The 13,491-nt window shown below is 73.2% G+C and carries 11 protein-coding genes; 1 reads left to right on the top strand and 10 read right to left on the bottom strand.

Annotated elements, in window-relative coordinates; translation table 11 throughout:
* Positions 1 to 51: 51 nt before the first annotated feature.
* The 4 genes from ACFVS9_RS33830 to lipB all read right to left on the bottom strand — a co-directional run bounded on the left by ACFVS9_RS33830 (position 52) and on the right by lipB (position 3,165).
* The gene (locus ACFVS9_RS33830; RefSeq protein ID WP_383118839.1) at positions 52 to 759 is read right to left on the bottom strand and encodes a DUF4191 domain-containing protein; all 708 of its coding nucleotides are present in this window, start codon (positions 757 to 759) and stop codon (positions 52 to 54) included.
* 30 nt (positions 760 to 789) lie between these two features.
* Entirely contained in the window at positions 790 to 990 is a 201-nt protein-coding gene (locus ACFVS9_RS33825) for a hypothetical protein (RefSeq protein WP_031093775.1), read from the bottom strand.
* Between the two features lie 269 nt (positions 991 to 1,259).
* On the bottom strand, positions 1,260 to 2,219 hold the full coding sequence (gene lipA / locus ACFVS9_RS33820) for a lipoyl synthase (RefSeq protein ID WP_389938786.1): 960 nt from the start codon (positions 2,217 to 2,219) through the stop codon (positions 1,260 to 1,262).
* 127 nt (positions 2,220 to 2,346) lie between these two features.
* The gene (gene lipB, locus ACFVS9_RS33815; RefSeq protein ID WP_389938783.1) at positions 2,347 to 3,165 is read right to left on the bottom strand and encodes a lipoyl(octanoyl) transferase LipB; all 819 of its coding nucleotides are present in this window, start codon (positions 3,163 to 3,165) and stop codon (positions 2,347 to 2,349) included.
* A gap of 314 nt (positions 3,166 to 3,479) precedes the next feature.
* On the opposite strand from lipB, the gene ACFVS9_RS33810 reads away from it, so the two are divergent.
* Positions 3,480 to 5,087, top strand: a complete 1,608-nt coding sequence (locus ACFVS9_RS33810) for a regulator (protein WP_389938780.1) — start codon at positions 3,480 to 3,482, stop codon at positions 5,085 to 5,087.
* A gap of 53 nt (positions 5,088 to 5,140) precedes the next feature.
* On the opposite strand, the gene ACFVS9_RS33805 is transcribed toward ACFVS9_RS33810, so the two are convergent.
* From ACFVS9_RS33805 to ACFVS9_RS33780, 6 genes are all read right to left on the bottom strand, one after another.
* Entirely contained in the window at positions 5,141 to 6,481 is a 1,341-nt protein-coding gene (locus ACFVS9_RS33805; RefSeq protein ID WP_383118843.1) for an NAD(P)/FAD-dependent oxidoreductase, read from the bottom strand.
* A 186-nt stretch (positions 6,482 to 6,667) separates the two neighbouring features.
* Entirely contained in the window at positions 6,668 to 7,567 is a 900-nt protein-coding gene (locus tag ACFVS9_RS33800; protein WP_389938777.1) for a TIGR01777 family oxidoreductase, read from the bottom strand.
* A gap of 559 nt (positions 7,568 to 8,126) precedes the next feature.
* Entirely contained in the window at positions 8,127 to 8,648 is a 522-nt protein-coding gene (locus ACFVS9_RS33795; RefSeq protein WP_383118952.1) for a DUF4240 domain-containing protein, read from the bottom strand.
* Positions 8,649 to 8,732: 84 nt separating this feature from the next.
* Complete coding sequence (locus tag ACFVS9_RS33790) at positions 8,733 to 9,701, bottom strand: helix-turn-helix transcriptional regulator (protein ID WP_389938774.1); 969 nt, start codon at positions 9,699 to 9,701, stop codon at positions 8,733 to 8,735.
* 78 nt (positions 9,702 to 9,779) lie between these two features.
* Entirely contained in the window at positions 9,780 to 12,449 is a 2,670-nt protein-coding gene (gene aceE / locus ACFVS9_RS33785) for a pyruvate dehydrogenase (acetyl-transferring), homodimeric type (protein WP_389938771.1), read from the bottom strand.
* Positions 12,450 to 12,719: 270 nt separating this feature from the next.
* Positions 12,720 to 13,343 carry a GntR family transcriptional regulator gene (locus ACFVS9_RS33780; RefSeq protein WP_383118951.1) on the bottom strand — a complete coding sequence of 208 codons (624 nt, stop codon included), beginning with the start codon at positions 13,341 to 13,343 and terminating at the stop codon, positions 12,720 to 12,722.
* Positions 13,344 to 13,491: the final 148 nt, after the last annotated feature.

Genomic DNA, 13,491 nt, shown 5'->3' with positions numbered 1-13,491 from the left:
GCCCCCGGACGACGTGTTCGTCCGGGGGCCGCTCTCGTCACATGTGCTCGGTCAGCGCATCTTTCCGCCGCGCGGCATCCGCATACCCTTCGGCATCGGGCCCTTCGGCAGCGGCATGTTGCTCATCAGGTCGCCCATCGCCCGGAGCCGGTCGTTGGCGGCGGTCACCTGCGGGCCGGTGAGGACCCGCGGGAGCTTCAGCATCGTGGTGCGCACCTTCTTCAGCGGCACCTGGCCCTCGCCGTCGCCGACGATGATGTCGTGCACCGGTACGTCGATGACGATGCGGGCCATCCGCTTCTTCTCGGCCGCCAGCAGGCTCTTCACCCGGTTCGGGTTGCCCTCGGCCACCAGGACGATGCCCGCCTTGCCGACCGCCCGGTGGACGACATCCTGGCTGCGGTTCATCGCGACGGCCGGAGTCGTGGTCCAGCCCCGCCCCACCCGGTCCAGCACCGCCGCCGCCGCGCCCGGCTGACCCTCCATCTGACCGAAGGCCGCGCGCTCGGCACGGCGTCCGAAGATGATCGCCATCGCGAGGAAGGCCAGGACGAAGCCCAGGATGCCCGCGTAGACCGGGTGACCGATCAGGAAACCGACGGCGAGGAGGACACCGAAGGTGACGATTCCCACACCCGCGACGACAAGACCCACCTTGGGGTCCGTCCGCCTGGTCATCTTGTAGGTCAGGGCGATCTGCTTGAGCCGCCCCGCGTTCTCGGCGCTGTCCGCGCCTTCAGATTTTGCCTTCCTCGCCATGTACGGAAGTTTACGTGGCCCGGGAGTGACCTAGGAACGGTGGTCCGCCACAGCCTTCAGCACATGCTCGGCCTCCACCCGGTCCTGCGCCCTGCGGCGGTCCTCCAGGACCGCCGTCCAGGCGTTGCGGCGGGCGGTGCGCTGGCCGCTGCTCATCAGCAGCGACTCCACCGCGCGCAGCGCGGTGGTGACGGTCGGGATGGCGGTGGCTCGGACCGGTGCGGCGTGCATCTGGGTGTTCCCCCTCGGAGCGGATGCGCGCGCCGGGCGCGCACTGGGTAGCGGGAAGCGATGACCTCGGCGGCTGCGGGAACCACCGCGTGAGTACCTAGGGTCACTGCTCGGTGTTACCAGTGCATGACCGGTCGGTCAAACACCAATGAAACTCTGATTCCGGTGCCGCGCACGCCGACGCGGCCCATACGGGGCCCTCACCTGCGAGGGGCGTACGGGCCGCGTCGTCGCGGCTCCTACTGTTCAGTGATCCCTTGTGTGCCGATTCACACGGCCGGTGCGGTCGCGCCGCGCCGCTCCATCGCCTGCTGGAAGAGACGTCCCGCGCGGTACGAGGAACGCACCAGCGGCCCCGACATGACACCGGAGTAGCCGATCGCGTCGGCCTCGTCCTTCAGCTCCACGAACTCGTGCGGCTTCACCCAGCGTTCGACCGGGTGGTGCCGCGCGGAGGGCCGGAGGTACTGCGTGATCGTGATCAGCTCGCACCCCGCGTCGTACAGGTCCCGGAGCGCTTCGCTGACCTCCTCGCGGGTCTCGCCCATGCCGAGGATCAGGTTGGACTTCGTCACCAGGCCGGCCTGCCGGGCCCGCGTGATGACCTCCAGGGAGCGCTCGTAGCGGAAGCCCGGACGGATCCGCTTGAAGATCCGCGGCACCGTCTCGACGTTGTGCGCGAGCACCTGGGGGCGCGAGGAGAAGACCTCGGCGAGCTGCGCGGGCTCCGCGTTGAAGTCGGGGATCAGCAGCTCCACCTTGGTGGCGCCACCCTCCCGCCCGGCGGTCTGCGCGTGGATCTGGCGCACGGTCTCCGCGTACAGCCAGGCGCCGCCGTCCTCCAGGTCGTCGCGTGCGACGCCGGTGATGGTGGCGTAGTTCAGGTCCATCGTCACGACGGACTCGCCGACGCGGCGCGGCTCGTCACGGTCCAGCGCCTGCGGCTTCCCCGTGTCGATCTGGCAGAAGTCGCATCGCCGGGTGCACTGGTCGCCGCCGATGAGGAACGTCGCCTCGCGGTCCTCCCAGCACTCGTAGATGTTCGGACAGCCGGCCTCCTGGCACACGGTGTGCAGGCCCTCGCCCTTCACGAGCGCCTGCATCTTCGTGTACTCGGGGCCCATCTTCGCCCGGGTTTTGATCCACTCGGGCTTGCGCTCGATGGGGGTCTGGCTGTTTCGGACCTCCAGGCGCAGCATCTTGCGCCCGTCGGGTGCGACACCGGACACTCCGGCACCCCTTTGCTTTCGCTGCATTGGATTCTTCGGCGAACACCAGGGTACGCCCGTGGTTAGAACGGTCTTGCGTATGGCCAACCTGTGGCCGACGGGGCCTATTCCGGCCCCGCCGTGCGGTTCAGGCGGGGGCCGCGGTCCTTCGGGGCAGCGCGGCCTCGACGGGGCGGGGCGCCGGCGCCGCGTTCTCCAGGACGTCCCGCAGGTGCTTCTCGACGACCGGGAGGACCTCCGCGACCGTGATCTCCCGGCCCAGCTCGTACGCGAGCGAGGTCACGCCGGCGTCCCGGATGCCGCACGGCACGATCCGGTCGAACCAGGTGTTGTCCGGGTTCACGTTCAGGGCGAAGCCGTGCATCGTGACGCCCTTGGCGACCCGGATGCCGATCGCGGCCAGCTTGCGGTCCTCGCGGCGCTGGCCGGCGTTGGACGGCGCGTACTCGGGGCCGTTCATCCGGGGATCGAACTCCTCGTCCCGCATCCGGGGGTCGAGGTCCAGCGAGAGCCCGGCCGGTGCGGGCCGGTCCTCGACCGGATCGCCGAGCACCCAGACCCCGCTGCGTCCCTCGACCCGGCTCGTCTCCACGCCGAACGCGGCGGCCGCGCGGATCAGGGCGTCCTCGAGGCGGCGGACGTGGGCGACCACGTCCACCGGGCGGGGAAGCTTGAGGATCGGGTAGCCGACGAGCTGTCCCGGGCCGTGCCAGGTGATCTTCCCGCCGCGGTCCACGTCGACGACCGGGGTGCCGTCCAGCGGGCGTTCGCCCTCCGTGGTGCGCCGCCCCGCCGTGTAGACCGGCGGGTGCTCGAGGAGCAGGCAGGTGTCGGGGACGGTGTCCTCGAACCGGGCGGCGTGCACCTCGCGCTGCTTCTGCCATGCCTCCCGGTAGTCGACGGCTTCCTCGCCGAACCCCAGACGGACGAACCGCAGCTCACTCACTCGGGTGCCTCCCTACTCGCGGTGCCGGAGGGCCGGGGGGTATCCCCGGAACCACGGCACCATGCACTGATGTGCGCCCCCGGCCACTGTACGACCGCTCCGGAGGACCGGGTCCGGCAGGTCGCGCGCGGGTGGATTCCGTCAGCGATCCGACAATCCTCACACGATCGGATGAACGTGGAGCGAAGGCCCCCGGGGCCCCTGCCGGGACGGTTAAATTCGCGCCGTTCCATAACGGGCTCGCCCGCTCCCAATCGTGGGGGAGCCCGTCAGGGCTGCCCGTCCGGCGCCGAAGGCAGGAGACCTCACAGCTGATGTCGGAACGACCTCCGCAGCGCACCCCGAACAGGCGCCTCTCCGCCCTCATCACGGAGGCCGGCTTCTCCCACGCGGGCCTGGCCCGCCGGGTGGACCAGCTGGGCCTCGAACACGGGCTGGACCTGCGATACGACAAGACCTCGGTCACCCGGTGGCTGCGCGGTCAGCAGCCCCGGGGCACCACTCCCGCACTGATCGCGGAGGTCTTCACCAGACGCCTCGGGCGCAGGCTCTCCGCGCAGGACCTCGGCCTGGACGCGTGCGCGCCCGTCTACGCCGGCCTGGAGTTCGCCGCCACGCCCGCCGAGGCCGTCGACATCGTCAGCGGTCTCTGGCGCAAGGACTCGGGCAGCCACGCGGAGCTGCGCAGGATCGCCTTCACCCCCGCCGGACTGGTCGTCCCCAGCCGGGACTGGCTGATCGGGCGGCCCGACGAATGGGCCGGCCGGGGAGAGCCGCCCGACCGGGGGGCCGGAGCGGCCGGCCTGCCCGCCCCGCGCACGCCCGCCGAGGCCCGCGGCGGCAGGCCCGCGCACGGGCTCCACCAGGTCGGCGGGCCCGGCACCCTGGCGGCACCCGTGGCCGGCCCCCTCGGCGCACGGACCGGCGGCACCCGCGGACCGGGCTCCTCGCGCCCGCCCGCCCCCGCGACACCGCCCCCCGGGGTCCCGCGCCAGCGCCAGACCGAGCGCGGCACGGGCCAGCGGGTCGGCAGCGGCGACGTCGCGGCGCTGCGCTCGGTGGGGGAGCTCTTCCGCGCGCTCGACAACACCTACGGCGGCGGCCACGCCAGGCAGGCCCTCGTCCGGTACCTGGAACACGAGGCCGAGCCCATGCTCCGGGGGAGCTACGGCGAGGCGATCGGCCGCAGGCTGTTCTCCGCCGCGGCCGACCTGACGCGGCTGGCGGGCTGGACCTCGTACGACATCGCGGCGCACGGCCTGGCCCAGCGCTACTTCGTCCAGGCGCTGCGGCTCGCCCAGGCCGCCGGGGACCGGGCCTACGGCGCCTTCGTGCTGATCACGATGAGCCGTCAGGCGGTCTACCTCGGGCACGGCAGGGAGGCCGTGCAGCTCGCACGCGTCGCCCAGCAGGGCATCGGCTCCGCCGCCCCGCCCGTCGTGCTGGCCCTGCTGCACGCCGTCGAGGCGCGCGGACACGGCGTCCTCGCCGAGACACGGGCCTGCGTCGCCGCGCTCGTACGGGCCGAACGCGCCCTGGGGATCTCCCGCCCCGGGGATGACGTGCCGCACTGGGCCCGCTACTTCGACGAGGCCCAGCTGGCCGACGAGTTCGGCCACTGCCACCGCGATCTGCGGCAGTACCGCGCCGCCGCCCAGCACGCCGAGCGCTCGCTCCAGCTGCGCGCACCCGCGTACGCCCGGAGCAGGCTGTTCTGCCGCGTGGTGCTCGCCTCCGCGCGGCTCGGGCTCGGTGAGCTCGACCAGGCGTGCCTGCTGGGCGCCGAGGCGGCCCAGCAGGCGGCGGAGATGCGGTCGGTGCGCGCGACGGAGTACGTGAGGGACTTCGAGCGCCGCCTGGAGCCGTACAGGGACGCCGTCGCCGTCCGGGGGTACCGCGACCGGGTCGCCGCGCTGGGCTGACCCGGCGCTCCCGGCGGCACCGGACCGGGCCCGCCCTCCCTCCGGAACACGCCCTACGCGGCCGCGGGCAGCTCCCTCCCGTCCCCCTGCCGCCGGGGCACCCCCAGGTCCCTGAGGATCGCCGAGGCGGCGCGCCTGCCGGAGCGCAGCGCCCCCTGGACCGTGCTGGTGTCGCGGTGGTCGCCGCACACGTACAGCCCGGCGAGCAGCCGGACCGGCCGCCGCGGATCGTGCGGCGCCGGCATGGCGGGGACCGCCTCCGGGTCATGACGGGCGGCCAGCAGCTCCCAGTCGCCGGTGGGCGTGCCGTACAGCGTGGCGAGGTGCGCGCGCACCTCGCCGTCGAGGTCCGCCGGCGGGGGGCCCAGCACCGTCGAGGTGATCAGGGCCCGCCCGCGCGGGGCCCGGGACGGATCGACCTCGCTCATCACGGCGGTGTGCGCGACGGGCCCCGAACGGTCCCCGTCCAGCAGCAGCCGGGCCCCGGTCGGAGGTGCCGACGCCTGCGCGACGGTGTGGTGCAGCACGGTCACCGGGTGGAACGCGGGCGTGCGCAGGCCCGGCAGCAGCTCCGCCGCGGCCCCCGCACCGGTGGCCAGCAGGAGTGACCGGCAGCCCAGCTCGCCGTGCTCCTCGGTGCGCACGGAGGTGGTGTCGGCGGCCGTCACCTGCACCCCGGTGCGGACGGTCCCCGGCGGCAGGGTGGCGGCCAGCAGCTCGGGCAGCGCGTCGGAGCCGCCCGCCGGGACGCAGAGCCGGCCGCGCGCGTAGTCCTGGAGCGCGAGGTCGGCCATCCGGCTCGACGACGTGGTGAGCCCGGGGTCCCCGAGCAGCGCCGAGAGCAGGGGGCGCAGGAACCCCCCGACGGTCCGGGGCGGGAGGCCGCGCGCCGACAGGGACTCGAGCGCGGCTCCGTCCGGCCGTGCCAGGATGCGGGACTCCGGAGCCGCGGCGAGACGGGCCAGCCAGGCTCCGAGCCTGGCCTGCTCGATCGCCCCGCCGAGCGGTGCCGCCCCACCGAGCGGTGCGCGAGGGGCGCTCGCCCGGGAGCGCACGGCGCGCAGTGCGCCCCGCGCGCTCCGTACGTCCCCGGCCCGGTAGCGCCGTCCCGCGCTGTGGACGAGGATCCCGGGGGCGAAGTCCCGGAGCGCCAGCCCGTCGAGCCCCTGGCCGGCGCTCAGTTCCGGGTACGCGGAACTGAGCAGCGGACCCAGGTGGTCGAGCCGGAATCCGTCCATGTCGTCCGTGGCCATCCGGCCGCCCACCCGCGGGGCGGCCTCCAGGACGGTGACGTCCACTCCCGCGCTGATCAGCTGGTGCGCCGCTGACAGGCCGGCGGTGCCGGCCCCGATGATGACCACATCCGCGTGGTCTGCTGTGTGTGCCCTCAGCACGTTCCCCTCCCCGAGTCGGTGCGACTGGTGGGGGGCTATTGCCCCCGACAGGCCCCCGGAATACCGGAGTTCGCATCGAGGCTAGGTGGATGGCCGAGAGAGGCGCAGTCGCACGCACCCCGGGCACCGGTGCACGGGGTCGCACGGCGGGCCCGGCGCGGGATCCCCGGGCAGGCCGGGCCATGGTCAGCGCAGCTCGGCGCGGATGGCGTCGTCGATCCCGGGGAAGGCGAACACGAAGCCGGAGTCGAGAAGTTGGCCGGGCAGCACCCGCTGGCTGCCCAGGACGTCCCCCGCGAATTCCCCGAGCGCCAGCTTCAGGGCGGGCGCCGGGGCGGTGAACAGCGTCGGACGTGACAGCACCCGGCCCATGGCGGCCGTCACCTCCGCGTTGGTGACGGGGGAGGGACCGGTCAGATTCACCGGACCGGACAGCGTCTCCGTGTCCAGGACGTGCCGCAGCGCCGCGACGTGGTCGTGCAGCGCGATGAAGCTCCAGTACTGCCGGCCGTTGCCCATCCGTCCGCCGAGCCCCGCCCTGAACAGCGGGAAGAGCCGCCCCCAGGCCCCGCCGCGCCGCGAGACGACCAGCCCGGTGCGCGCGTGCACCGTGCGCACGCCCGCCTCCTCGGCCGGAGCCGTGGCCTCCTCCCACTCCACGCACACCGACGGCAGGAAGCCCTCGCCGGGCGGGGCGCCCTCGTCGACGGCACGGTCCCCGGTGTCCCCGTAGAAGCCGATGGCGGAACCGGACAGCAGTACCTTCGGCGGGGTGTCCAGGGAGGCGACCGCCTCGGACACCGCCGCCGTACCCAGCACCCGGCTGTCCCGGATCTCCCGCTTGTAGGCCTCGGTCCACCGGTGGTCCCCCACCCCGGCCCCGGCCAGGTGGACGACCGCGTCGCAGCCGACCAGGCCCGCCACGTCGACGTACTGGCGTTTCGGGTCCCACTCCACCTCGTCGCCCGTCGTGGCGGGGCGGCGCACCAGGCGGACCACCTCGTGCCCGTCGGCGCGGAGCGAGCGCACGAGCGCGGCTCCGATGAGGCCGGTCGATCCGGTGACAGCGATTCGGGAGCGCAGCATGACGCCCATCCTGCCCCATGTGCCTCCGGTCACACGGAAGCGGAGCGCCGGAGGGGGCGGGGAACACGCAGGGCGCGGTGGCGGCCACGTCCGTGCCGTGGTTCCCGTTCCCGTGCCCCGTCCGTCCCGCCGTGCCCGGGGACGGGACGGACGGGGCACGGGGAGCTCGACCGGGCCTCCCGGCCGACCCCGCACGCCGTGCGGCCGATGCCCCCGCCGCCGTACGGGCCCTCCTCCGACGAGTGGCACCCGCCCGCGCGACCACCTGGCCGCCGAGGCGGTCACCGGCACGGGCGAGGTGCGCCCCGCTCGCCCGCCGCGCCCACGTCCGCCGGGCGCGGGGCCTCGCCGTCGCCGGCCGGGCCGTGCCGCGCGCCTCCTGGCAGGCCGCGCCGGGGCGCGAGCAGGCCCACCCTGCGCGTGCCCGGCCGCGACACGGCGGCGTGGGCGCTCCACGCGGCGGAGGGCTTCACCGTCGGGGGAGCTCTTCCCGGGCGGACGGTACGCCGACGACGTCCCGGTGCGGTGTCGTTCGCCGACCGGCCGGACCCGGCCCGCCTCAGGCCGGGCCGAAGCGTTCCCAGAGGGCGGGGAAGCGCTCCGCCAGCGCCGCGTCGTCGTCGAAGCCGAAGGGCGTACCCGCCGGTTCCGCCGCCTGCGGCGGCAGCCCCAGGTCCGGAGCGACCACCCCGGTCAGCTGCTCGTAGGCCTCGTCGGCGGCGTAGCCCAGGTCCTCGCCGTCCCCGTCGATCTCCTCGTCGAAGTCGTCGAGCAGCTCGGCCAGGCTGTCCGGGTCGTGCATCGCGCCCTCGAAGACCTCCCGGCCCTGCGCGATGAGCCAGCAGCGGAAGTAGTCGAACGCGTCGTCGCTCGCCCCGCCCAGCAGCACCGCCGCCGCGCCCCACAGGTCCCAGCGGTACGCGCGGTTGTAGCGGGCCTCGAAGTGCCTGGCGAAGTCCAGCACGGAGTCCGGATCGAGCCGCGCCAGCCGCTCCACGAGCAGATCGGCGTGGTCCTCGGGGTCGCCCCCGGCGGCCTCGCGGGTACTGTCGACGATCTCCCAGAACTCCGTCTCGTCCATCACGGGTCCAGCATCTGCCCCGACGGGGGGCGACGCACGCCCAGACACCGGAATTACGGTTCCGGGCATCACTTCCGGGCCAGTTCAGCAGTAGAGGTCGCGCAGTCGTTCGGCGGTATCGGCAAAACGTTCGCGCAGAGCGGCGGGAGCCAGGACCTCCGCCTCGGCCCCGAGGACCAGCAGCTGGTCGTACGCCACCTCCTCGGACTCCACCGGCAGGACCACCGTGCGCAGCCCGTCGGCGTCCGGTGCGGTGGCCCCGGCCAGCGCCTCGTCGGCGGCGGCCCGGTCCACGGTGTGCGGCAGCCGCCGTGCCCCCTCCTGCGACAGCCGCAGGGTCACCTCGGCGCGCAGGAGTGACCGGGCGAACTGCGCGGCCCGCTCCTCCCAGAAGCGCGGCAGGTCGAAGGCCCGGTCGCGTGCGAAGCGGTCCCGCGACACCTCGACGGCGGTGAACCGGTCGATCCGGTACACCCGGAAGTCGTCACCGGCCCGCGCGCACAGGTACCAGACCCCCGCCTTGAGGACGAGCCCGTACGGGGCCAGCTCCCGCTCCACCTCGCCCGACGGGCGGCGGCGGTAACGGGCCCGGACGAGTCGGTCGTCCCAGACCGCCTCGGCGACGGCGGGCAGCAGCTCGGGGGTGGCCGGATCGTGGTACCAGCCGGGGGCGTCCAGGTGGAAGCGCTGCGCGGCGGTGTCCGAGGCGTCCCGGAGCGAGGGCAGGAGGGCCGCCGAGACCTTCAGCCGGGCCGCCGAGGCGGCGTCGTCGAGCCCCATCTCGCGCAGGGCGGACGGGAGTCCGGACAGGAAGAGGGCCTCGGCCTCGTGGCGGGCCAGCCCCGTGAGACGTGTCCGGTAACCGCCCACGAGCCGGTAGCCGCCGGTCCGGCCGCGGTCCGCGTACACGGGCACGCCCGCCTCGGACAGCGCCTGGGCGTCCCGGGTCACGGTGCGCTCCGACACCTCCAGCTCCCGCGCCAGCTCGGCGGCGGTCATGGAGGGCCGGGACTGCAGGAGCAGCACCATCTTGATCAGCCGGGCAGCGCGCATGCGACCCATTGTGGGCCGGACCCGGTGACGACGGCGGGGGTGGGTACCGGGAGACCCGGTACCCACCCCCGCGCGGACTCACATCCCGTACTTCTCCCGGGCCTCCTTGACCTTGGAGGCCGGGATCTCACCGCGGCGCGCGAGCTGGGCCAGCGCGGCCACCGTGACGGACTGCGGGTCGACGCCGAAGTGGCGGCGGGCACCCGCGCGGGTGTCGGAGAGGCCGAAGCCGTCCGTGCCCAGCGAGGACCAGTCCTGCTCCACCCACTGGCTGATCTGGTCCGGGACCGCGCGCATCCAGTCGCTGACCGCGAGGACCGGGCCCGGCGCACCGGACAGCGCCTGCGTCACGTACGGCACGCGCTCCTCACCGCGGAGCAGGGCCTCGTCGGACTCCAGCGCGTCGCGGCGCAGCTCGCCCCACGAGGTGGCGGACCAGACGTCGGCCGTGACACCCCAGTCGGCGGCCAGCAGTTCCTGGGCCTCGAGCGCCCAGTGGATCGCGGTGCCGGAGCCCAGCAGCTGGATCCTGGGCGCGTCCGCGGCGGCGGGCGTGCCCTCCTTGAAGCGGTAGAGCCCCTTGACGATGCCCTCCTCGACGCCCTCGGGCATCGCGGGCTGCTGCTTCGGCTCGTTGTAGACCGTCAGGTAGTAGAAGACGTCCTCGGGCTGCGGGCCGTACATCCGCCGCAGACCGTCCTTGACGATCACCGCGATCTCGTACGCGAACGCCGGGTCGTAGTTGAGCGACGCGGGGTTCGTGGACGCGATCAGGTGCGAGTGGCCGTCCGCGTGCTGGAGGCCCTCACCCGTCAGGGTCGTGCGGCCCGCCGTGGCGCCTACGATGAAGCCCTTGCCGAGCTGGTCGGCGAGCTGCCACATCTGGTCGCCGGTCCGCTGCCAGCCGAACATCGAGTAGAAGATGTAGAACGGGATCATCGTCTCGCCGTGCGTCGCGTACGACGAAGCGGCGGCGATGAAGTCGGCCATGGCGCCGGCCTCGGTGATCCCCTCGTTGAGGATCTGGCCGTCCTTGGCCTCCTTGTAGTACATCAGCTGGTCGCGGTCGACCGGCTCGTACGTCTGGCCCAGCGGGGAGTAGATGCCGGCCGAGGGGAACAGCGACTCCATACCGAAGGTACGGGCCTCGTCCGGGACGATCGGAACCCAGCGCCTGCCGGTCTCCTTGTCCCGCATCAGGTCCTTCACCAGGCGGACGAACGCCATGGTGGTGGCCATCTCCTGCTTGCCGGACCCCTTGTACAGGGCCTTGAAGGCGCGCTCCTCGGGCTCGGGCAGCGCCACCGCGTGCACCCGGCGGGCGGGGGCCGGACCGCCGAGGGCGGCGCGGCGCTCCTGGAGGTAGCGGACCTCGGGGGAGTCGGCGCCCGGGTGGCCGTAGGGGACCAGCCCGTCCTCGAAGGCGCTGTCCGGGATCGGGAGGCCGAGCAGCTCGCGCATGCCCTTGAACTCGTCGATCGACAGCTTCTTCATCTGGTGGTTGGCGTTCTTGGACTCGAAGCCCTTGCCGAGCGTGTAGCCCTTGACCGTCTGGGCCAGGATCACGGTCGGCGCGCCCTTGTGCTCCAGGGCGGCACGGTAGGCCGCGTACACCTTGCGGGCCTCGTGGCCACCGCGGGAGCTGTAGAAACACTCGGCGATCTTCGCGTCGCTCAGCAGTTTCGCCAGCTCGGCGAGCGCGGGCTCGGCACCGAAGAAGTGCTCGCGGATGTACGCCACGTCGCGCGTCGCGTACGTCTGGAACTGCGCGTCCGGGACCTCGCGGAGCCGGCGGATCAGCGCGCCCGTGGTGTCCAGCTGGAAGAGCTCGTCCCAGGCGTTGCCCCAGAGCGTCTTGATGACGTTCCAGCCGGCCCCGCGGAACGCGCCCTCCAGCTCCTGGACCACGCGGAAGTTGGCGCGGACCGGGCCGTCGAGGCGCTGGAGGTTGCAGTTGATGACGAAGGTCAGGTTGTCGAGCTGCTCACGGGCCGCGAGGGCGAGGGCCGCGGTCGACTCGGGCTCGTCCATCTCGCCGTCGCCCAGGAAGGCCCAGACGTGCGAGTTCGACGTGTCCTTGATCTTGCGGTTGGCCAGATAGCGGTTGAAGCGCGCCTGGTAGATCGCCGAGAGCGGGCCGAGGCCCATCGATACCGTGGGGAACTCCCACAGCCAGGGCAGCCGCCGCGGGTGCGGGTAGGACGGCAGGCCGTCGCCGCCCGCCTCCTGGCGGAAGTTGTCGAGCTGCTGCTCGCCGAGGCGGCCGTCGAGGAAGGCGCGGGCGTAGATGCCGGGCGAGGCGTGGCCCTGGATGTAGAGCTGGTCGCCGGAGCCGTCACCCTCCTTGCCGCGGAAGAAGTGGTTGAAGCCGGTCTCGTACAGCCAGGCCGCGGAGGCGAACGTGGCGATGTGGCCGCCGACGCCGTACCGGGCGCCACGGGTCACCATCGCGGCCGCGTTCCAGCGGTTCCACGCGGTGATCCGCGATTCCATCTCCAGGTCGCCGTCGAACGCGGGCTCGGCGGAGGTGGGGATGGTGTTGACGTAATCGCTCTCCAGCAGCTTGGGCAGCGCGATGCCGGCGCCCTCAGCGTGCTGGAGCGAACGCCGCATCAGGTACGCGGCGCGGTGCGGGCCCGCGGCCTTGGTGACGGCGTCCAGGGAGGCCGCCCATTCGGCGGTCTCCTCGGGGTCGCGGTCCGGGAGCTGGTCGAGCTCGCTCGGAAGCTTTGCTACGGGGTCGGTCATGATCGCCGCCTTCCGGAGTGGAGGGGGGTGGAGAAGGCCCTGACTGGCAGGACAGGGCGATCGGGCCGGTGGGCCCGCGAGTGAACTGTAAGTCGCCGATCGATGATCGATCAAAGGATGAACGGCAAAACTTCTCGATATGAAGAAAAGTGGCATGCGGTGCCGCGAAATGGGGCACGCAGTGACGGGATCAAGGGGGTGAAACGGGCACTGACCTGCACGGTCGAGCGACCCGCGCCGCAGATGGGCGCGCCTTTCCGCAGTCGGTCCTCAGGCACGCGGCGCGCACCCCAGGACGTGCTCCTTCACCAGCACACCGATCTGCGGGTCACGCCGCAGGAACGCCTCGATGAGGGCCTCGTGCTCCTCCGCGTACGACTTCTGCACCGTGCCCAGCCAGCGGATCGACAGGGCCGTGAACACCTCGATGCCCAGCCCCTCCCAGGTGTGCAGCAGGACGGCGTTGCCGGCGGCCCGGACCATCTCCCGGTGGAAGGCCACCGTGTGCCGCACCTGGGCCTCTCCGTCGGCCAGCCGGTCCGCCTCGTACAGCGCCGCCACGTGCGGGGTGAGCGCCGAGCAGTCCTCGCCCAGCGCGGGGGCCGCCAGCTCCGCCGCGATCTGCTCCAGCCCGGCCCGTACGGGGTAGCTCTCCTCCAGGTCGGCCGCGGTGAGATTGCGTACCCGGACACCCTTGTTGGGCGCCGACTCGATCAGCCGCAGCGTCTCCAGCTCCCGCAGCGCCTCGCGCACGGGCGTCTGGCTGACCTCCAGCTCGGTGGCGATACGGCGCTCCACGATCCGCTCGCCCGGTTTCCAGCGCCCGCTGACTATCCCTTCCACGATGTGCTCGCGGATCTGTTCGCGCAGCGAGTGGACGACGGGCGGGGTCATGAGGGGCTCCTTCGGGGCGAACCGGTGCTGCCTGCGCCGACACGACGGCCGTGCGCGACCGGTGGTGTCTAGACAATACGGCGGCGCCCCCCGCCGCCGGGGTTTTGGGCGGGGGGGGCCGGGGGGTGGGGGGTTTGAAAATGCGCGG

Origin of the sequence: Streptomyces sp. NPDC058008 (genome assembly GCF_042886395.1) — a bacterium.
Lineage (GTDB): Bacteria > Actinomycetota > Actinomycetes > Streptomycetales > Streptomycetaceae > Streptomyces.
The sequence above is the reverse complement of the archived record's forward strand: the minus strand, read 5'-3'. Positions and strand labels throughout refer to the sequence as shown.

Excerpts from the sequence above, each read along its gene's own strand:
- aceE (WP_389938771.1), bottom strand. The coding sequence starts at position 12,449 with ATGACCGACCCCGTAGCAAAGCTTCCGAGCGAGCTCGACCAGCTCCCG.
- ACFVS9_RS33810 (WP_389938780.1), top strand. The coding sequence starts at position 3,480 with ATGTCGGAACGACCTCCGCAGCGCACCCCGAACAGGCGCCTCTCCGCC.
- ACFVS9_RS33800 (WP_389938777.1), bottom strand. The coding sequence starts at position 7,567 with ATGCTGCGCTCCCGAATCGCTGTCACCGGATCGACCGGCCTCATCGGA.
- ACFVS9_RS33790 (WP_389938774.1), bottom strand. The coding sequence starts at position 9,701 with ATGCGCGCTGCCCGGCTGATCAAGATGGTGCTGCTCCTGCAGTCCCGG.
- ACFVS9_RS33795 (WP_383118952.1), bottom strand. The coding sequence starts at position 8,648 with ATGGACGAGACGGAGTTCTGGGAGATCGTCGACAGTACCCGCGAGGCC.
- ACFVS9_RS33825 (WP_031093775.1), bottom strand. The coding sequence starts at position 990 with ATGCACGCCGCACCGGTCCGAGCCACCGCCATCCCGACCGTCACCACC.
- ACFVS9_RS33780 (WP_383118951.1), bottom strand. The coding sequence starts at position 13,343 with ATGACCCCGCCCGTCGTCCACTCGCTGCGCGAACAGATCCGCGAGCAC.
- ACFVS9_RS33830 (WP_383118839.1), bottom strand. The coding sequence starts at position 759 with ATGGCGAGGAAGGCAAAATCTGAAGGCGCGGACAGCGCCGAGAACGCG.